The 18,161-nt window shown below is 72.4% G+C and carries 18 protein-coding genes; 4 read left to right on the top strand and 14 right to left on the bottom strand.

The annotated features are described in order from the left end of the window. Positions 1 to 34: 34 nt before the first annotated feature. From FBY22_RS26505 to FBY22_RS26475, 7 genes are all read right to left on the bottom strand, one after another. Positions 35 to 379 carry a DUF4326 domain-containing protein gene (locus FBY22_RS26505; protein ID WP_142150032.1) on the bottom strand — a complete coding sequence of 115 codons (345 nt, stop codon included), beginning with the start codon at positions 377 to 379 and terminating at the stop codon, positions 35 to 37. Positions 380 to 385: 6 nt separating this feature from the next. Beyond that, positions 386 to 1,159, bottom strand: coding sequence for an SGNH/GDSL hydrolase family protein (locus tag FBY22_RS26500; RefSeq protein WP_142150030.1), 774 nt, complete (start codon positions 1,157 to 1,159; stop codon positions 386 to 388). 67 nt (positions 1,160 to 1,226) lie between these two features. Next, positions 1,227 to 2,240, bottom strand: coding sequence for a hemolysin family protein (locus FBY22_RS26495; protein ID WP_142150028.1), 1,014 nt, complete (start codon positions 2,238 to 2,240; stop codon positions 1,227 to 1,229). Further along, positions 2,237 to 3,583, bottom strand: a complete 1,347-nt coding sequence (locus FBY22_RS26490; RefSeq protein ID WP_142150026.1) for a hemolysin family protein — start codon at positions 3,581 to 3,583, stop codon at positions 2,237 to 2,239. The genes FBY22_RS26495 and FBY22_RS26490 overlap by 4 nt, the downstream gene beginning before the upstream one ends. Positions 3,584 to 3,769: 186 nt before the next feature. Continuing rightward, the gene (locus FBY22_RS26485) at positions 3,770 to 4,195 is read right to left on the bottom strand and encodes a GNAT family N-acetyltransferase (RefSeq protein WP_142150024.1); all 426 of its coding nucleotides are present in this window, start codon (positions 4,193 to 4,195) and stop codon (positions 3,770 to 3,772) included. 94 nt (positions 4,196 to 4,289) lie between these two features. Next, positions 4,290 to 6,857: an FtsX-like permease family protein gene (locus tag FBY22_RS26480; RefSeq protein ID WP_142150022.1), complete on the bottom strand. Its 2,568-nt coding sequence runs from the start codon at positions 6,855 to 6,857 to the stop codon at positions 4,290 to 4,292. Between the two features lie 4 nt (positions 6,858 to 6,861). Then, positions 6,862 to 7,668, bottom strand: coding sequence for an ABC transporter ATP-binding protein (locus FBY22_RS26475; RefSeq protein WP_142150020.1), 807 nt, complete (start codon positions 7,666 to 7,668; stop codon positions 6,862 to 6,864). Between the two features lie 195 nt (positions 7,669 to 7,863). Here FBY22_RS26475 and FBY22_RS26470 point away from each other — a divergent pair, with 195 nt between their 5' ends. Continuing rightward, a complete protein-coding gene (locus tag FBY22_RS26470) occupies positions 7,864 to 8,103 on the top strand; it encodes a toxin-antitoxin system HicB family antitoxin (RefSeq protein WP_142150018.1) in 240 nt (79 codons plus the stop codon). Positions 8,104 to 8,107: 4 nt separating this feature from the next. Next, positions 8,108 to 8,482: a fic family toxin-antitoxin system, toxin component gene (locus FBY22_RS26465; protein ID WP_142150016.1), complete on the top strand. Its 375-nt coding sequence runs from the start codon at positions 8,108 to 8,110 to the stop codon at positions 8,480 to 8,482. Between the two features lies 1 nt (position 8,483). Here FBY22_RS26465 and FBY22_RS26460 read toward each other — a convergent pair whose 3' ends face one another. Together FBY22_RS26460 and FBY22_RS26455 are read right to left on the bottom strand one after the other, a co-directional pair. After that, positions 8,484 to 9,179, bottom strand: coding sequence for a class I SAM-dependent methyltransferase (locus tag FBY22_RS26460; protein WP_142152528.1), 696 nt, complete (start codon positions 9,177 to 9,179; stop codon positions 8,484 to 8,486). Positions 9,180 to 9,269: 90 nt separating this feature from the next. Continuing rightward, positions 9,270 to 9,956 (bottom strand): triacylglycerol lipase, encoded by a 687-nt coding sequence (locus FBY22_RS26455; protein WP_142150014.1) that lies wholly within the window; start codon positions 9,954 to 9,956, stop codon positions 9,270 to 9,272. A gap of 117 nt (positions 9,957 to 10,073) precedes the next feature. Here FBY22_RS26455 and FBY22_RS26450 point away from each other — a divergent pair, with 117 nt between their 5' ends. Continuing rightward, positions 10,074 to 12,383: a LuxR family transcriptional regulator gene (locus FBY22_RS26450; protein WP_260845325.1), complete on the top strand. Its 2,310-nt coding sequence runs from the start codon at positions 10,074 to 10,076 to the stop codon at positions 12,381 to 12,383. On the opposite strand, the gene bioD is transcribed toward FBY22_RS26450, so the two are convergent. From bioD to bioB, 3 genes are read right to left on the bottom strand one after another with little or no spacing between them, the layout of a single operon-like run. After that, positions 12,380 to 13,108: a dethiobiotin synthase gene (bioD, locus tag FBY22_RS26445; protein ID WP_142150010.1), complete on the bottom strand. Its 729-nt coding sequence runs from the start codon at positions 13,106 to 13,108 to the stop codon at positions 12,380 to 12,382. The genes FBY22_RS26450 and bioD overlap by 4 nt on opposite strands. Position 13,109: 1 nt before the next feature. After that, positions 13,110 to 14,390, bottom strand: a complete 1,281-nt coding sequence (locus FBY22_RS26440; RefSeq protein ID WP_142150008.1) for an adenosylmethionine--8-amino-7-oxononanoate transaminase — start codon at positions 14,388 to 14,390, stop codon at positions 13,110 to 13,112. Further along, positions 14,383 to 15,579 carry a biotin synthase BioB gene (gene bioB / locus FBY22_RS26435; protein WP_142150007.1) on the bottom strand — a complete coding sequence of 399 codons (1,197 nt, stop codon included), beginning with the start codon at positions 15,577 to 15,579 and terminating at the stop codon, positions 14,383 to 14,385. The genes FBY22_RS26440 and bioB overlap by 8 nt, the downstream gene beginning before the upstream one ends. Positions 15,580 to 15,786: 207 nt before the next feature. Between bioB and FBY22_RS26430 the strand changes: the two genes are divergently transcribed. Next, positions 15,787 to 16,914, top strand: coding sequence for an 8-amino-7-oxononanoate synthase (locus tag FBY22_RS26430; protein WP_142150005.1), 1,128 nt, complete (start codon positions 15,787 to 15,789; stop codon positions 16,912 to 16,914). Between the two features lie 41 nt (positions 16,915 to 16,955). Here FBY22_RS26430 and FBY22_RS26425 read toward each other — a convergent pair whose 3' ends face one another. Continuing rightward, the gene (locus tag FBY22_RS26425) at positions 16,956 to 17,183 is read right to left on the bottom strand and encodes a DUF397 domain-containing protein (RefSeq protein ID WP_142150003.1); all 228 of its coding nucleotides are present in this window, start codon (positions 17,181 to 17,183) and stop codon (positions 16,956 to 16,958) included. 19 nt (positions 17,184 to 17,202) lie between these two features. Further along, positions 17,203 to 18,054 (bottom strand): helix-turn-helix transcriptional regulator, encoded by an 852-nt coding sequence (locus FBY22_RS26420; RefSeq protein ID WP_142150001.1) that lies wholly within the window; start codon positions 18,052 to 18,054, stop codon positions 17,203 to 17,205. Positions 18,055 to 18,161 lie beyond the last annotated feature (107 nt).

Raw genomic sequence — 18,161 nt, 5'->3', positions numbered from 1 at the left:
AGGGCCCTGTTCGTCGGATGCTACGAGACGCCCGTCACGGCGCCTGTGTGTCGGCGAGCTCGGCCAGGACGTCCGCGTGGCAGAGCTCGGGCGCGCACCAGCAGGCCAGCGCCCGGCCGCGCAACGGCGGCACCAGCTCCAGCAGTTCGGGGCGCTCCAGCAGATACGCCCGGTACATGGCCATGACCTCCGCCCGCGTCCCGTCCCGGCGGCGCCTCGGAGTGTCGTAGGCGAAGGGGTTGTACAGCGGGTGCTTCGGCAGGTCCCAGCCACCCATGGTCCAGCGGCGGCCGACATAGACGAGGTCGGCGGGCGCGTGCTCGAGCCGGGGGCCGTACTCGTGGAGGCGGCCCCTGACGTTGACCACGCGCGTGCGCACCGCGGCCTACTCCTCGTAGGGCAGGAGGTCGGGGCGCTTCGCCGGCCGCCCGTCGCCCGAGGAGCGGCCGGTCAGCCGCCGGCCGATCCAGGGCAGCAGGTGCTGCCGGGCGAACCGGGCGTCCGCGATGCGCCGGGCGACCCAGCCGGGCGGCACGGTGGCCGGCATCGGCGTGCGCCAGTCGGTGTCCTCGGGGTCGTAGCCGAGGCCCTGCCAGACCGCCTCCGCGACCCTGCGGTGTCCCTCGGCGGTCAGGTGCAGCCGGTCGACGTCCCACAGGCGGGGGTCGGAGAGCGAGGGCGCCCCGTACAGGTCGACGACGAGCGCGTCGTGCCGTGCGGCCAGCTTCTCGACCGTGGCGAACAGCTCCTCCATCCGCGGCCGGAACCGCTCCAGGACCGGTCCCTGGCGGCCCGGGCTGCGCATCAGCACCAACTGCTTGCAGGAGGGCGCCAGCCGCTCCACGGCCTCGGTGAGCAGGCCCCGCACCCGCCCCATGTCGCACTTGGGCCGCAGGGTGTCGTTCAGCCCGCCCACCAGCGTGATCACGTCGGGCCGCATCGCCGCGGCCACGTCGACCTGCTCCTCGACGATCTGCCCGATCAGCTTGCCGCGCACCGCGAGGTTGGCGTACCGGAAACCGGGCGTGACGGCGGCCATTCGGCCCGCGAGCAGGTCGGCCCAGCCGCGGTAGGAGCCGTCGGGCAGCAGGTCCGACATGCCCTCGGTGAAGGAGTCGCCGACCGCGACCAGGCTGGTGTGAGTGGGGTTCGTCTGCATGGCGGCGAAAATGGTAACCCGCCTCCATACCCGTCGGTCGGTCGGCCTCCCCGTCACCCCCGCGGCCTCAGGCCGGCTGCCCGAACAGCTCCCTCAGCACGTCCTCCATCGTCACCAGGCCCGCCAGCCGTCCGTCGTCGCCGAGGACGGCCGCCAGGTGCGTGCGGCTGCGGCGCATCGCGGTGAGCACGTCGTCCAGCGGCGTGCCCGCCCGTACGCGCGCGATGGCCCGCATGTCCCGCACGCGGAACGGCACGTCCCGCGGCGAGGCGTCCAGCGCGTCCTTCACGTGCAGGTAGCCGACGATCCGGCGGTTCTCCTCCACCACGGGGAACCGGGAGAAGCCGCTCTCGGCCGACAGCCGCTCCAGTTCCTCGGGCGTGACGCCCACGCGCGCGTAGACGACGCGTTCCAGCGGCAGGACGACATCGCGCACGGGCCGGCGGCCGAGCTCCAGGGCGTCCCGCAGCCGCTCCTGCGCCCGGTCGTCGAGCAGGCCCGCCTCACCGGAGTCCCGCACGATACGGATCAGTTCGGCGTCGGAGAAGGTGGCCGCCACCTCGTCCTTGGTCTCCACCCGCAGCAGCTTCAGCAGGACGTTGGCGAAGGCGTTGATCGCGAAGATCACCGGCCGCAGGGCCCGGGAGAGGGCGACCAGCGGCGGCCCGAGCAGCAGGGCGCTGCGCACCGGTTCGGCGAGTGCGATGTTCTTCGGCACCATCTCGCCGAGCAGCATGTGCAGATAGGTGGCCAGGGTCAGCGCGATCACGAAGGACACCGCCTGTCCGGCGCCCTGCGGCACGCCCACGGCGTGGAAGAACGGCTCCAGCAGATGGGCGATCGCCGGTTCCGCGACCACGCCGAGGACCAGCGTGCACAGCGTGATGCCGAGCTGTGCCGCCGCCATCAGGGCGGACACGTGCTCAAGACCCCACAGCACGCTCTTGGCCCGCCGGTCGCCCTCCTCGGCGTACGGCTCGATCTGCGACCGGCGTACGGAGATCAGCGCGAACTCGGCGCCGACGAAGAAGGCGTTGACGACCAGGGTCGCGAAACCGATCAGCAGCTGTACGGCGGTCATCGCGCCCCCTCCTCGTGCCGCGTGGCATCCGCGTGGTCGTCGAACGGGGCGTGCAGCAGCACCCGCGCGGCCCGGCGCCCGGAGGCGTCCACCACGTCCAGCCGCCAGCCGGTGACCCGCACGCTGTCGCCGACGGCCGGGATCCGGCCGAGCTCGGCCGCGACCAGGCCGGCCAGCGTCTCGTACGGCCCGTCGGGTGCCCGCAGTCCGACGCGGGCGAGCTGGTCGATGCGTGCCGAGCCGTCGGCGGAGTACAGGGCGTGGCCCTCGTCGTCGGTGCCGGCCGGCGCCAGGTCGGGCGTCTCGTGCGGGTCGTGCTCGTCGCGCACCTCGCCGACGACCTCCTCGACGATGTCCTCCAGGGTGGCGACGCCCGCGGTGCCGCCGTACTCGTCGATGACGACGGCCATGGTGCGCTTGCCGGAGAGCCGGTCCAGGAGCCGGTCCACGGTGAGGGACTCGGGGACCAGCAGGGGGTCGCGCATCACCTCGGAGACCGGCACGCGCATGCGCCGATCGGCCGATATCGCGAGCACGTCCTTGATATGGGCGGTGCCGACGACCGAGTCCAGGCTCGAACGGTAGACGGGGAAGCGGGACAGGCCGGTCGCCCGCGTCGCGTTCGCCACGTCCTCGCAGGTGGCCTGGGCTTCGAGAGCGATGACCTGCACACGCGGGGTCATCACGTTCTCCGCGGTCAGGTCGGCGAGGTTCAGGGTCCGTACGAACAGCTCGGCGGTGTCCGCCTCCAGCGCGCCCTCCCTGGCGGAGTGCCGGGCCAGCGCCGCCAGCTCCTTGGGGCTGCGGGCCGAGGCGAGTTCCTCGGCGGGCTCCAGGCCGAGCCGGCGCACCGCGCGGTTCGCGGTGTTGTTGAGGTGGGTGATGAAGGGCCGGAAGGCCGCGCTGAACCAGCGCTGCGGGTTGCCCACCCGCCTGGCCAGGGCCAGCGGCGAGGAGATCGCCCAGTTCTTCGGCACCAGCTCGCCGACCACCATCAGGAACACGGTCGACAGCGCCGTACCGAGCACCAGCGCGAGGGAGCTCGCGGTGGACCGGGACAGGCCGAGCGCCTGCAGCGGGCCCGCGATCAGCTTCGCGATCGACGGTTCGGCGAGCATGCCGACGACCAGGTTGGTGACGGTGATGCCGAGCTGGGCGCCGGAGAGCTGGAACGTCAGGTTGCGTACGGCCTTCAGGGCGCCCGCCGCGCCCCGCTCGCCGCGCTCCACGGCCCGCTCCAACTCGCCCCGATCGACGGTCGTCAGCGAGAACTCGGCCGCGACGAAGGCGCCACAGGCGAGCGAGAGCAGGATCGCCACCAGCAGGAGGAGCGCTTCGGTCATCGGGTCACCTCCGTCCCATCGTCGGACAGGGCGGGGAGGACCGCGCGATGTCGGGTACCGCGCGTGCTACCGGGGGGCTCGCCCATGGACGGACGCTCACACCTTTCATGGAGGGACGGGTGGTCCTCAAAGGGAGGGCCGAATGTTCCCCCAATGGTAAAGGATGGGCAAAGCAGTGGGCCGGGGTCAGTCGGTGAACGGCTTCACCCAGCGCCGCCAGTGCTCCTCGGGCGCGTATCCGGCCGCCCGCCACGCGTGCTGCGCGGTCTCGTTGCGCACCAGAACCATCGCGTCCCCGCGCCGCCCGCCCAGTCGTACGAACCGCTCCTCGGCCGCGGTCAGCAGGGCGGAGCCGATCCCCTGACGGCGCCGCTCGGGGTGCACGGCGAGCCGGTAGAGATGGCAGCGCCAGCCGTCGAAGCCGGCGATCACCGTGCCGACGAGCTCGCCGTCCCGCTCGGCCAGGATCAGCGCCTCGGGGTCCCGCTCGACCAGCCGTTCCACGCCCGCGCGGTCGTCGCTGATGCTCGTACCCTCGGCGGCCGTCTTCCAGAAGGCCAGGACCGTGTCGAGGTCGGCGGGGGTGGCGGGTCGTGTCCGCAGTTCGGTCATGGACCGATCCCACCAGCCACGGCCGCGGCCGACCCGGAATTCCAGCATCCGGACGGTCGCGGGGGCGGGCGCCCCGGATCGCGGCCGTGGCCCGTCACTCGTGCGCGATCGCCGCCAGCACGTTCATCCGGGACGCGCGCAGCGCGGGCAGCAGGGCCGCCACGATGCCGACCACCGCCGAGCCGATCACCACCGCGACGATCGTGCCCCACGGGACGGCCAGTGCCTTCATGCCCTGCAGCGCCAGCACCTGCTGGGTGCACACGCCCCACACCAGGCCGAGCGCCAGTCCCAGGACCGCGCCGAAGACCGCGATCACCACGGACTCCAGCCGGATCATCCGGCGCAATTGCCGCCGCGCGAGCCCGATCGCCCGCAGCAGGCCGATCTCGCGGGTGCGCTCGACGACCGACAGGGCGAGGGTGTTGACCACGCCGAGCACCGCGATGACGATCGCGAGGCCGAGGAGGGCGTAGACGAGGTAGAGCAGCACGGCGATCTGGTCGTGGATGAGCTTCTTGTAGTCCGCCTGGTCGCGGACCTGGACCTGCGGGTACGACTTGAGGGTCGTCTCCAGGTCCTTGCGCAGCTGGTCTGCGCCGGTGCCGGCGGCCCGGTTGACGAACAGGACCGTGTCCTGGCCGTCCGGCACGTACTTCTCCACCGTGGCGATGCCGAAGAACAGCCCGCCCTCGCTGCCGAAGCCGCTGGAGCCCTCCTGGTCGGTGAGGGCCGCCACCTTCACCTGTGCGGTGTGTCCGCCGGGGAACTCCGCGGGGAGCACGCTGCCCAGCCGTACGTGATGGTCCTCGGCGTACTTGCGGTCCATGGCGATGTTGCCGTCCGCCAGCGCGGCCGCCGAGTCGCCCTGCGCGTAGGCGATATGGGCGACGTCGTCGAGCCGCGGGTCGAAACCGGCCGCCGTGGTCTCGACGCGCTTGCCGTCGGGCAGCCGTACCGCGATCCCCGTGAACCGCTCCCGCACGACGAGACCGACGCCGTCCGTGGCCCGTACCCTGTCGGTGACCTCTTGGGAGAACGGCATGAAATTGCTGTTCTGCACCATGAAGTCGGCACCCAGCGTCTTGTCGATCTGCCGGTCGAAGGACTTGGACATCGAGGCGCTCGCCACCGACATCCCGCCCACCAGGGCCAGGCCGACCATGAGAGCGGCCGCGGTGGCGCCGGTACGGCGGGGGTTGCGCAGGGCGTTGCGCTGGCTCATGCGGCCGACCGAGCCGAACAGTGCAGGGAAGGCGCCGCCGAGTACCCGGATCACCGGCCGCACCAGCAGCGGACCCGCGACCACCGTCGCGATCAGCGTCAGGACCACCCCGAGCCCCAGCAGGGAGGCCGCCGACGCCGTCTTCGAGGAGGCGGCGCAGCCCGCCAGGGCGGCCGCGCCGAGCGCTCCGACGACCGAGCCGACGATCGCCCGGGTCCGCAGCGGACGACCGATCCCGGCGCTCTCGGCGTCCGCGAGCGCGGCCATCGGGGAGACGCCCGCCGCCCGCCGGGCCGGCAGGTAGGCGGCCACGAAGGTGACGCCGACGCCCACGACGTAGGCCGCCACGGGTGTGCCCCAGCCCACCACCATCTCGGTGGCCTTGAGGTTCATCCCGAACGCGCCCATGAGCTTGGTCAGTCCGGCGGCCAGTCCGATGCCGGCCGCGAGGCCGAGCGTGGAACCGACCAGGCCGAGCAGGACCGCCTCGGTGAGCACCGAGCGCCGCACCTGCCGCCGGTCGGCGCCGAGTGCCCGCAGCAGGCCCAGTTCGCGGGTGCGCTGGGCGATCAGCATCGAGAAGGTGTTGACGATCAGGAAGATCCCGACGAGCACCGCGATCCCCGCGAAGCCGAGCATCACGTACTTGATGACGTCGAGGAAGCTGCCGAGCTGGTCGGCCGATGACTTGGCCTGCTCGTCGGCCGTCTTCACGTCGTAGGCGCCCGTGCCGGTCACGGCGAGGACGCGGGACTTGAGCTGCGCGTCGCTGACGCCCTTCGCCGCGTCCACGGAGATGCTCGTCGCCCGCTCCGCCGAGCCGAGCAGTTTGACGGCGGCGATGTCGGGGTCCAGGTAGACCAGGGCGGCACCGGGGTTGGTGGTGGTGAAGGTGGCGATGCCGGTGACCCGGATCCGGAATGTGCCGGGCTGGGCCATCACCGTGAGCGTGTCGCCGATGCGCACGTGCTTCTTGTCGGCGGTGTCCGCGTCCAGCAGGGCCTCGCCGGGGCCGTGCGGGGCGTGGCCGGAGGTCAGCTTCACGGGGCTGCGGGAGGTGAGGTACCAGTCCGTGGCGACGGTGGGGGCGCCGCTGGTCGGCCCCACCGATTTGTTGCTCCGGTCGACGATGGTGATGTTCTCGACGCCGACGTCGGCGTGCGCGGACTTCACGCCCTGGACCGTCGCCAGCCGTTTCGCGAGCGCGGCGGGCACGGTTCGGGTCTCGCCGGTGGGCACCGACGACTTCAGGTCCTTCTTGGGCTGGACGGTGACGTCGGCGGAGGTGTGGGCGAAGAGACGGTCGAAGGTGCGGGTGACCGTGTCGGAGAAGATCAGGCTGCCCGCGACGAACGCCACGGACAGGAGGATCGCGAGGGCCGACAGCAGCAGCCGGCCCTTGTGGGCGAGGAAGCTCCGGAGCGTCGCCTTCAGCACCGGCCTACTCCCGTCCGTCCGTGTCCTCGACCTGGCCGCGGATGACGTCGAAACGCTTCATGCGCTCCAGCACCGCCTCCGCCGTCGGCCGTTCCATCTCGTCCACGATCCGCCCGTCCCCGAGAAACAGCACCAGATCGGAGTGGGCGGCGGCGCCGGGGTCGTGGGTGACCATGACGACGGTCTGCCCCAGTTCGTCGACGGCCTGGCGCAAGAACGCGAGCACCTCCAGGCCGGCCCGCGAGTCCAGGTTGCCCGTCGGCTCGTCCGCGAAGATCAGCTCGGGGCGGGAGACCAGCGCCCGCGCGCAGGCGACGCGCTGCTGCTGGCCGCCGGAGAGTTCGGCGGGCCGGTGCTTGAGGCGGTCCCGCAGCCCCAGTGTGTCGACGACCTGGTCCAGCCACTTCTCGTCGGGCTTCTTGCCGGCGATGTCCATGGGCAGGGTGATGTTCTCGGCCGCGTTCAGCGTCGGGATCAGGTTGAACGACTGGAACATGAACCCGATCCGGTCCCGCCTGAGCCGGGTCAGTTCGCGCTCCTTGAGCCCGGTGATCTCGGTGTCGCCGAGCCAGACCTGGCCGGCCGAGACGGTGTCGAGCCCGGCCAGGCAGTGCATCAGGGTGGACTTCCCGGAGCCCGACGGCCCCATGACCGCCGTGAAGCGGCCGCGCGCGATGTCCACGTCCACCGAGTCCAGGGCCAGAACGGTCGTCTCGCCGGAGCCGTACGCCTTGGTCAGACCGCGGGCGCGGGCCGCGATCCCGTCGGCCGGCGCCTGGCCCGGGGCGTGCTCCGCAGCAGTTGTGGACAAGGCTGCCTCCTCGCTCACGTGGACGTGCCGACTCCTCGTCGTGGCCGAGGTTAGTGTGAGCCACTCGCGCCGGACATCCGCCGAAGGTCCCGGGTGGTCTCCACCGCAGGTCGTGTCCCTGATACGGATGTAAGGGCCACGCTCCACCCGTGGGAGGACCTTGCCGTGCTAGCGGTTCGGCGCTAGCTTCGACGTATGGCGAAGACCCAGCTGAACGTGAGAGTGGACGAGGGCACGGCCCGAGCCGCCCGTGAGCGTGCCCTGGCCCGGGGCATGAGTGTCAACCGCTACATCGAGGAACTGGTGAGACAGGACACCGGAGAGGTCGGACAGACGTTCGTCGAGGCCGCGGCCGACTTCATGAAGCAGTACGAGTCCGTCTTCGCGGAGGAGTTCGGCTCCGAGAACGACACCACGCGCGAAGGTCGCCACTGATCCCTTGAACAACCTCAGCATCGACCTCGCCTGGCTGCTCATGCTCGCCGAGCAGCGGACGCCCGGGGACCCCCAGGTCATCGACTGGGGCGCCCTCGTCGCCGCCGTGGCCCGCCACGAGGCCGAGATATTCGACGTCCCCGTCTACGACAACCCGCACGCACGGGCCGCCGCCCTCCTCCAACTCCTCATTCACATCCCGGCGTTGGAGCGCTCGAACGCCCTCTTCGCCTCGGCGGTGGCCTACGCCTACCTGATCGCCAGCGGCCTGCGCGTCTCCACCTCGCCCACGCGGGTCCGGGATCTCGCCCGCATGGTCAAGCGCGGCAATGCCACGGTCTACGACATCGCGGCCGAACTGCGCGGCTGGACGATGTGAGTCAGGCGGCCCTCTCCCCGTCCTCCGGCCGCCACGCGGTACCCAGCACGCAGAAGGAGGTGGGCAGCGTGGGACCGGCCTCCGGCAGCAACAGCCGCCGGTAGGGGCCGAGTTCGAAACCGGCCTCGCGCAGGGCGGCGACCGGGTCGCGGGCCAGATGACAGCCGCCACTGAGCGGCGGCCACAGTGTGCGGTCCAGGGCGCGCTGGGCGAATTGCATCGCCGCTCCGCCGCCCCGGCCGTGCTCGAAGAACCGCACGACACCGCCGGGCCGCAGCACCCGCCGTATCTCCGCCAGGGCCCGCGGCACGTCCCGCACGCTGCACAGCACCAGCGAGACCACCACCGCGTCGAACGCCTCGCTCTTGACGGGCAGCGCCTCCGCGGCACCCGGCACCACGTCCACCGGGACGTCGGCGCGCAGCGCGTTCTCGACGGCCAACCTCCTCAGCCGGCGCTCCGGTTCGATGGCGACGACCTCCGAGACCGTAGGCGGATAGCGGGCGAAGTTCAGCCCGTTGCCCGCGCCGATCTCGATCACCCGCCCCGACAGCCCGGACAGCAGGCGGTCACGGATGGCGCGCATCCCCAGCCGGGTCTCGGCGGCGACGCTGGCCCGGGCGTAGTAGCGGGCGAACAGCGGGTGGTGCACGGGATCCCGGAGCGGCCTCGCCGAACCGGACGACCGGAGCGGCATGGGCGACCGTAGCGGCATGGGGACCTCCTCCACCGGACGGGCCTTACCGCGATTGTCCCCCGATCGGGGCCCGCGCACCCCCGCCGCAGGTCACGCGATGAAGTTCCGCACCTGCTGGTACACACCAGGGTCGTTGTTCATGTCGGTGTGCGAGATGCAGCCGGCGTCGACATTGGTCGCGCCGCTCAGGAGTGCCGAGCTGTTGGGGACGACCGCGCTGTCGCAGTCGGACCAGTAGCTCGCGTAGGACACGGCGCCCGGTGTCTCGTCGCCCGAGTTCAGCGCGGTCAGGAAGGAGCTGCCGGTCTGCATCTCCTTGCAGGACGTGTACAGCCAGGCGCACCACGAGGCCACGGACGTGCCGTGGTTGACGCCGGCGACCGAGGCGAAGTCGTCGACGTACGCGGTGCCGCCCAGGTCCTTCAGGTAGTAGCGGGAGGACATCGCTCCCATGGAGTGGACGATCAGGTCCACCTTCGAGGCGCCGGTTTTCGCGAGCACGTTCTTGACCTCGGTGGCCAGCTGCTGGGCCGTGGTGGCGTTCGACTTGGACCAGTCGTACGAGAACGCGTCCAGCTCGGAGGACGAGTAGCCGTCCGCCTCGAAGTCCGCGATCCAGTCCTCCCAGCTGCTCGCGTCACTGCTCAGGCCGTGCACGAAGACGACGGGGTTGTGGGTCGCCGCCCGAGCGGGGGCGGCGGTGAGGGGGAGGGACAGAAGGAGCGATGCGGCCACGGCCGACAGTGCCGTGGCGATACGACGCGTGTGGCGCTGCATGATGCCTCCTGACAGGTGGGGTTCGTCAGGAGTGTCGGGGCGGGTCTACGCGCGCCGCATCGGTGAGATCGCCGGTCTTTACGATTCAAGTAACCCGCCAGTAACGTCAATTGTGTGGTGACTCCGGTGAACCCCCCGCCTCTTCCCCGCACTTCGCCACCGCGGCACACGGCGCCCGAACTCCCCGAGGGCGTCCGCCTACGGGTCCTGCACGCCGTGTACGGCGACGCGCGCGCCGCCGCCGAACTCGTGACCCGTCTCACCGACCGGCAGCGGTCCGGCCTCGATCCGCTTCCCACCCAACCCGCCCTGCAGGCACCCCGGTTGTTGTGGGTGCTGCGCGCCGAGCTCCGCGCACTCCCGGACGACACCCGCCTGCTGCTGCTCCTCGCCGCGGCCGACCAGTACCCGCTCGCCACCCACGCCTTCCTGCGCGCCGTCGCCGCCGCCCGCCTCGACACCCGCCCCCTGGAAGCCGCCGAGACCGCCGGCATCGCGCACGCCGGTGCGGGCGGCGTCGTCTTCCGCGACGCCTGGACCAGGATCGCCGCCTACGAGTCCGGGGCACCGTCGGACCGGCGCGAGGCCCACCGACTGCTCGCCCGCGTCCTGAACGGCGAGGGCGAGACACCGCGCCGCTCCTGGCACCGGGCGGCGGGCGCCCTCGGACCCAGCGGCCGGCTCGTCGCGGAGCTGGACGCGGCCGCCGGACGGGCCCGCACGACCGGCCACCTCACGCTCGCCCGTGCCCTCACCGAGCGCGCCGCGGCACTCTGCCCCGACCCGGCCCGGCAGGCACACCTCCGTGCCCGCGCCGCCGCCGACGCCTGGCAGGCCGGCGACGCCGACCACGCCCGCGGGCTGTTCCGCGCCGGCGCGGCCGACGACGCACTCACCGGCCTGTTCGCGCTACGCGCGGAGAACGCGACGGAGGCCTTCGACGCGCTGCTGACAGCGGCGGTCCGGGCGGGGGACGCCACAGGGCCGCGGGGAACGCGGATCCAGGGCCGCGACGGTTCCGCCGGCACGGACGGTCCCGCTCCCGCAGCCGGCGGCGCTCGGGCAGCCCAGTCCTCCGCCCGCGCGGACGCCCCCGCTCACCCCTTCGGCTCCTTCGGCCCACCTCAAGCCGCCGCCCACCTCCTGGCCCGCGCCACCGAGGCCGTCATCTACACCGGTGACCTGCGTCGATGTCGGGACGCCGCTCGGGTCGCGGGCCGGCTCGGAATCGAAGCGCCCGGGGCGCTGGGCGGACTCGCCGCCGCCGTGGAGGGGCGCTACGAGGACGCGCGAGACCTGCTGGAGGCGGCGGCCAGCCGGTGCGGGCCGGGCGGCGACCCCACCCTGCTCCTCCACGCGGGCATCGCCGCGCTCATGCTCGGCGACCACGCCCGAGCCGCCACCGCCACCGTGCGGGCGGCCGCCTCCGCCCGGGCGCGCGGTGCGACCGCCACCGTGGCGCAGGCCCTGGAGTTCCGCGCCTACGCCGACTTCTGGACCGGCCGTCCGGACGCCGGCGCGGCCGCCGCGACGGACGCCCTCCGGCAGGCGTACGCCTCCGGCCACGACAACGGCGCCTGCCATCTGCAGGCCGCGCTCGCCATGTTCGCCGCGGTCACCGGCGCTGCGGACGTCTGCCGCGAACGGGCGGCGGCCGTACGCTCGTACGCCCTCGCCCGGGGCCTCGGTCTGCCCGCGGCGCTCGCCCAGTGGGCGCTCGCCTTCCTCGACCTCGCGGAGGGACGCTTCGCCGGTGCCGCGGCCCGGTTGCGCGCCCTCGCGGGATTCGGCCCCGGCCACGGTCACCGCGCCATCCGGCACCTGGCCACCCCGCACTACGTGGAGGCCGCCGTCCGGACCGGCGACACCCGCGTCGCCCGGGCCGCGCACACCGACTACCACCGCTGGGCTACGGCCGTGCGCAGCCCCGACGAGCTGGCCCTCAGCGCCCGCTGCCGCGCCCTGCTCGCACCCGGCGCCGAGGCGGTCGACCTCTACCACGAGGCCCTCGACCTGCACGCCCGCGGAACCCGCGACTTCGAACGCGCCCGCACCGAGCTGCTGTTCGGCGCCGCGCTGCGCCGACTGCGCCGCCGTACGGAGGCCCGCGACCGGCTGCACAGCGCCCTGGAGGCGTTCGAGCACTTCGGCGCCCCGCACTGCGCGGTCCAGGCCCGGGCGGAACTGCGCGCCCTCGGCGCCCCGGCCGCCCCGGCACGGACCGACGAAGGCCCCGGCGGCCGCCTGACCGCGCAGCAGTTGCTGATCGCCCGCATGGCCGCCGACGGCGCCACCAACCGGGAGATCGCCACCCGCCTCGCCCTCAGCCCACGCACGATCGACCACCATCTGCGGGGCGTCTTCGAACGCTTGGGAATCCGCTCACGGATCGAGCTGGTGAGGCTGCTGGCGAGCGGCGGCCCCTAGGCCCTGTCGGGGGCGGCTTCGCGCCCCCGGAACGCCTCCGCGTCCCACGTCCCGTTCAGTCGCGGTGCCAGCCAAGCCGGGGCCGCGGCGCGGAAGTCGGCGGGGGGCAGGGCTCCGGCGCCCATCGGCAGGGCGCCCAGCAGCGGCGCTGCGGCGACGTCCGGGAGGTCCGTGATGTTGCAGCGCATGGCCAGGTCGGGGGAGTCGGGCCAGCCGCCGATGACGACGCCCAGCAACTCCACGTCGCGGGCGCGGAGTTCACGGGCCGTCAGTTCCGTCGTGTTCAGCGTGCCCAGTCCCGCCGTCGCCACCACCAGCACCGGCGCGCGCAGCAGCTGGGCCGCGTCCGCCAGGGTGCCGCCGGCCTCGTCGAAGCGGACGAGCAGCCCGCCGGCGCCCTCCACGAGCACCAGGTCGTGTTCGGCGGCGAATTTGCCGGCGGCCTCGGCGACGTCCTGCGGGCGCACGGGAGTCATACCGGCCCGCCGGGCCGCCGTCGCCGGAGCCAACGGCTCGGGGTAGCGGGCCAGTTCCGCCGTCGTCACGGCTCCCGCGAGCCGCGCGACCTCGTCGGCGTCCCCGCGCTCGTCCGGTCGTACGCCCGTCTGCGCGGCCTTGAGCACGGCCACGGAACGTCCGGCAGCGACGGCCGCCGCTGCCACGGCGGCAGTCGTGACGGTCTTGCCGACCTCCGTGCCCGTGCCCGTGATCACCAGTACCGGCATGTCATCCCTCCCGCGCCGCGGCGCACACCGCGCGCGCGATCCGTGCAACGTCCCCGTCCCCGGTGACGTACGGCGGCATCGTGTAGACCAGGTCGCGGAAGGGCCGCAGCCACACGCCCTCGCGCACGGCCGCGTCCGTGGCCGCCTTCATGTCGACGTCGTGGTCGAGCTGGACGACGCCGATGGCACCGAGGACCCGGACGTCCTTCACCCCGGGCAGCTCGCGCGCCGGTGCCAGACCCTCCCGCAGGCCCGCCTCGATCCGCTTGACCTCAGCGAGCCAGTCCTGGCCCAGCAGCAGCTCGATCGAGGCGCAGGCGACGGACGCCGCGAGAGGGTTGCCCATGAATGTCGGGCCGTGGGCGAGCACCGGGACCTCGCCCCGGGAGATGCCGTCGGCCACGCGCGCGGTGCACAGCGTCGCCGCCATCGTGAGGTAGCCACCGGTCAGCGCCTTGCCGACGCACATCACGTCCGGCGTCACCGCCGCGTGCTCCGCGGCGAACAGCGCGCCCGTGCGGCCGAAACCGGTGGCGATCTCGTCGAACACGAGCAGCACGTCGTGCTCGTCGCACGCCTCGCGCAGCACCCGCAGATAGGCGGGGGAGTGGAACCGCATCCCGCCCGCGCCCTGCACCACCGGCTCGACGATGACCGCGGCCAGCTCGTCGGCGTGCTCGGCGATCGCCGAGCGCAGCGACTCGGCGTACGCCTCCTCGTACTCCGCCGGAGGCGCGTCGACGAACACCTGCCGGGGCAGCACCCCGGCCCACAGCTCGTGCATCCCGCCCTCGGGGTCGCACACCGACATCGGATGCCAGGTGTCGCCGTGGTAGCCGCCGCGCCAGGTCAGCAGGCGCTGCTTGCCGGTCCGGCCCAGCGACCGCCAGTACTGCAGGCACATCTTCACCGCGACCTCGACCGACACCGAACCGGAGTCGGCGAGGAAGACGTGCTCCAGGCCGTCGGGCGACATGTCGACAAGGAGCTTCGCGAGGCGCACAGCGGGCTCATGGGTGAGCCCCCCGAACATCACGTGGCTCATCCGCCCGAGCTGCTCGCGCGCGGCCTCGTTGAGCACCGGGTGGTTGTAGCCGTGGATCGCCGACCACCAGGACGACATGCCGTCGACCAGCTCGCCCGAACCGTCGGCCAGGCGCAGCCGCACCCCGCTCGCCGCCTCGACGACGAGGGGTTCGACCCGCCCGGGCATCGGCCCGTAGGGGTGCCACACATGCCGCCGGTCGAGCTCCAGCAGCTCGGGGACGGGCAGGTCAGGCATTGGGCGCGAGGTCCGTTCCGGCACCACGCCGGCGTACGGCGACCAGGTCGGTACGGGGCTCGTTCGCGGCCGGCGCGGCAGCGGCCGTACCGCACACCCCACCGTCCTCGTGCGATCCGCACCCGGCGTCCTCGTGCGACCCGCAGCCCGCTTCGGCGTGCGAACCGCAGCCCCCGCCCGCGTGCACCCGGTGCTCGGGCAGGGTCACCTGATCGGCGCCCTCCACCTCGAAACCGGCGTCCGCGATCATCTCCAGGTCGGCCTTGCCCGCCTGGCCCTCGGTGGTGAGGTAGTCGCCCAGGAAGATCGAGTTGGCCAGGTGCAGCGCGACCGGCTGCATCGAGCGCAGATGGACCTCGCGGCCGCCGGCGATGCGCACCTCGATGTCGGGGCAGACGAAGCGGACCATCGCGAGGATGCGCAGACAGCGCTGCGGGGTGAGGTTCCACTCCGCGGCCAGCGGGGTGCCCTCGACCGGGATGAGGAAGTTGACCGGCACCGAGTCCGGGTCCAGCGCCCGCAGCGAGAAGACCACGTCGACCAGGTCCTCGTCGCTCTCGCCCATGCCCGCGATCAGGCCGGAGCAGGCGGACAGGCCCGCCGCGTGCGCCTTGTTCACGGTGTCCACGCGGTCGGCGTAGGTGTGCGTGGTCGTGATCTCCCCGTACGTCGACTCCGACGTGTTGAGATTGTGGTTGTAGGCGTCCGCGCCCGCCTCGCGCAGCCGCTCGGCCTGGCCGTCGGAGAGCAGACCGAGGCAGGCGCACACCTCGACGCCCTCGTTCTGCTCCTTGATCGCCTTGATGGTGCCCGCGACCCGGTCCACGTCACGGTCGGTCGGGCCGCGCCCGGACGCCACCAGGCACACCCGCTTGGCGCCGCCCGCCAGGCCGGCCGCGGCGGCCTGGGAGGCCTGCTCCGGCTTGAGCCAGGTGTACTTGAGGATGCCGGTGCTGGAGCCGAGCCGCTGGGAGCAGTAGGAGCAGTCCTCCGGACACAGCCCGGACTTGAGGTTGACGAGGTAGTTGAGTTTCACCCGTCGCCCGAACCAGTGCCGGCGCACCTTCCCTGCCGCGGCCACCACATCGAGCACGTCGTCGTCGGAAGTGGCGAGGACGGCCAGAGCTTCCTCGCGGGTCGGCAGCTCGCGCCGAAGCCCCTTGTCCACCAGCGTGTTCAGCAGTTCCATGAGAGCCGATCCTGTCCTACGGACCCGCCCCGGGCCAAGGAGAGAATGAACAAGACGTGCGCTTCGACGTGTGGGTATTGCCACATCATGGGGTGCGGCCGGTCCGGCTAGTGTCTGTCCACTGCCTACAAAAGCACCCGTGCCGTGCATACAAAAGCACCTGTGCCCACGAAAGCACCCGTGCCCACGAAAGCACCCGGAGGAGTCATGGCGTTCGGCTGGATCGACGAGCAGGCGGAACTGCGCCGCCGCGCCGGACTCGTACGGCGGCTCCGTCCCCGCCCGGCCGACTCGCCGCTCCTGGACCTCGCGAGCAACGACTACCTGGGGCTGACCCACCATCCCGAGGTCGCCGAGGGCGCGGCCGAGGCCGCCCGGACCTGGGGCGGCGGCTCCACCGGCTCCCGCCTGGTCACCGGTACGACGGAACTGCACACCGAGCTGGAGCGGGAACTGGCCGACTTCTGCGGCTTCGAGGCGGCGCTGGTCTTCTCCTCCGGCTACGCGGCCAACCTCGCCGCCGTCACCGCGCTGGCCCCGCACGGCTCGCTGATCGTCTCCGACGCGGGCAACCACGCCTCGCTGATCGACGGCTGTCGGCTCGCCCGGGGCGCCACGCAGGTCGTGCCGCACGCCGACCCGGAGGCGGTGCGCAAGGCGCTGCGGACGCACGACGGCCCTGCCGTGGTCGTTTCGGACACGGTCTTCTCGGTCGACGGGGACGCGGCCCCGCTGGCCGCCTTCGCCGCCGCCTGCCGGGAGCGGGGCGCGGGACTGCTGGTCGACGACGCGCACGGGCTCGGCGTCCTGGGCGACGGGGGCCGGGGCGCCGCATGGGCGGCGGGCCTCGCGGGCGACGGCGACGTGGTCGTGACGGCCACGCTGTCCAAGTCGCTGGGCAGTCAGGGCGGAGTGGTGCTGGGCCCGGCCAAGGTGATCGAACACCTGGTCAACGCGGCCCGGACGTTCATCTTCGACACGGGTCTTGCGCCGGCGGCGGCGGGGGCGGCGCTGGCCGCGCTGCGGCTGCTGCGCCGCGAGCCCGAGCGGGCGGCGCGGGCGCGCGCGGTGGCGGCGGAACTGCACGCGCGGCTGACCGCCGCGGGCCACGAGGCGGTGCGTCCGGACGCCGCGGTCGTCTCGGTGCGCGCGCCGTCCCCGGAGGGGGCCGTGCGCTGGGCGGCCGACTGCCGTACGGCAGGCCTCGCCGTGGGCTGCTTCCGTCCTCCCTCCGTTCCCGACGGCATCTCACGGCTCAGGCTGACCGCCCGCGCGGACCTCTCCGGGGCGCAGATCGAACACGCGGTGAAGGTGATCGGCGAGACGCGACCATGAGTCGGCGTGACACGGCCGTGTGCCGCGCGATCACGGACTGATCAGGACTTGACGACCACGAGGAAGCCCGCCCAGCTCTCGGGGGAGAAGAGCAGCGCGGGTCCGGCGGTGTCCTTCGAGTCGCGCACGGCGAGCAGTCCGGACCATGGGCCGGAGTGCGGCAGTGCCGTCTCGACGCAGTTGTTCGCTCCCGTGCTGTAGCTGCTGCGCAGCCACCGCACGCCGTGCAGTCCGGTGCTGGAAGGTACGTTCCGAGGCAGTGCGGACATGGTGCCTCCTTACGCGCCGTCAAACTGTCGCGGCGATGTAATCCAACGAGTCCTCGGGTGAAAGGGCGTGAATGCGAAGGGCGTTGAAGGCCTGTGTATAGGCCTCCAGGTCTTCTTTCCGTTCGAGGTAGAGGCTACTCGTCAAGTGGTCGAGAACAACCACGTCCAGATCAGAAGTGCTCGAAAATGAGAAGATTACGAAAGGGCCTGTGACACCGACATGTGCCCCGGCGGCGAACGGCAGTACCTGAAGACTGACTTGGGGCAGACGAGCCGCTTCCACAAGCCGTTCGCGTTGCCGTGCCATGACGTCCGGACCGCCGATCTCCCGGTGCAGAACCGCCTCGTCCAGGACCGCCGCCAGCTCCAACGGCGGATCCGAACGCAGTACGTCCTGGCGGGCCAGCCGCACCTCGACCAGAGCGTCCAGCCGTTCGTCGTCCAGTCCGTCGACCGCCGCGCGGGTGACCGCACGCGCGTATTCGGGCGTTTGCAGCAGACCGGGCACGACGGACGTCTCCAGCGTGCGCATCGCGCTCGCCTGCGACTCGAGGCTGATGAAGTCGCGATAGGTGGGCGGGAGAATTCCGCGATAGGCGTGCCACCAGTGGTGCCGCCCCGCGCCCTCGTCGGAGCCCGCCAACACCAAAAGCAGCTCGCGCAGTTGGGAGTCCGCGACACGGTAGGCGTCGAGAAGCAACCGCACATCGGCCGGTTTCACCCCGCTGGCGCCGGTCTCGATCCGGCTCACCTTGGACTGGTGCCAGCCCACGAGCCGGGCCGCCTCACCGCTGGTGAGACCCGCCGCCGTGCGCAGGGCGCGCAGTTCGGTGCCCAGCTTGCGGCGGCGCACCGCGGGACCGTTCTGCATGCGGTACTCCTTACTCCTTCCGGGCCGCCCAAATACGGTCTCAGGTCGTAGAGTTCACCGTTTTGGGCGACAGATATATGCATATCTTGGTGGATCGCCACCCGTGA

This window comes from Streptomyces sp. SLBN-31 (genome assembly GCF_006715395.1).
Taxonomy (GTDB): domain Bacteria; phylum Actinomycetota; class Actinomycetes; order Streptomycetales; family Streptomycetaceae; genus Streptomyces.
Note: the sequence above shows the minus strand (reverse complement) of the source record. Positions and strands in the feature narration are given on the sequence as shown.

Coding starts and splice junctions, on each gene's coding strand:
- FBY22_RS26500 (WP_142150030.1), bottom strand. CDS start 1,159: ATGCAGACGAACCCCACTCACACCAGCCTGGTCGCGGTCGGCGACTCC.
- FBY22_RS26495 (WP_142150028.1), bottom strand. CDS start 2,240: ATGACCGCCGTACAGCTGCTGATCGGTTTCGCGACCCTGGTCGTCAAC.
- FBY22_RS26490 (WP_142150026.1), bottom strand. CDS start 3,583: ATGACCGAAGCGCTCCTCCTGCTGGTGGCGATCCTGCTCTCGCTCGCC.
- FBY22_RS26485 (WP_142150024.1), bottom strand. CDS start 4,195: ATGACCGAACTGCGGACACGACCCGCCACCCCCGCCGACCTCGACACG.
- FBY22_RS26470 (WP_142150018.1), top strand. CDS start 7,864: ATGGCGAAGACCCAGCTGAACGTGAGAGTGGACGAGGGCACGGCCCGA.
- FBY22_RS26460 (WP_142152528.1), bottom strand. CDS start 9,179: ATGCCGCTCCGGTCGTCCGGTTCGGCGAGGCCGCTCCGGGATCCCGTG.
- FBY22_RS26455 (WP_142150014.1), bottom strand. CDS start 9,956: ATGCAGCGCCACACGCGTCGTATCGCCACGGCACTGTCGGCCGTGGCC.
- bioD (WP_142150010.1), bottom strand. CDS start 13,108: ATGCCGGTACTGGTGATCACGGGCACGGGCACGGAGGTCGGCAAGACC.
- FBY22_RS26440 (WP_142150008.1), bottom strand. CDS start 14,390: ATGCCTGACCTGCCCGTCCCCGAGCTGCTGGAGCTCGACCGGCGGCAT.
- bioB (WP_142150007.1), bottom strand. CDS start 15,579: ATGGAACTGCTGAACACGCTGGTGGACAAGGGGCTTCGGCGCGAGCTG.
- FBY22_RS26430 (WP_142150005.1), top strand. CDS start 15,787: ATGGCGTTCGGCTGGATCGACGAGCAGGCGGAACTGCGCCGCCGCGCC.
- FBY22_RS26425 (WP_142150003.1), bottom strand. CDS start 17,183: ATGTCCGCACTGCCTCGGAACGTACCTTCCAGCACCGGACTGCACGGC.
- FBY22_RS26420 (WP_142150001.1), bottom strand. CDS start 18,054: ATGCAGAACGGTCCCGCGGTGCGCCGCCGCAAGCTGGGCACCGAACTG.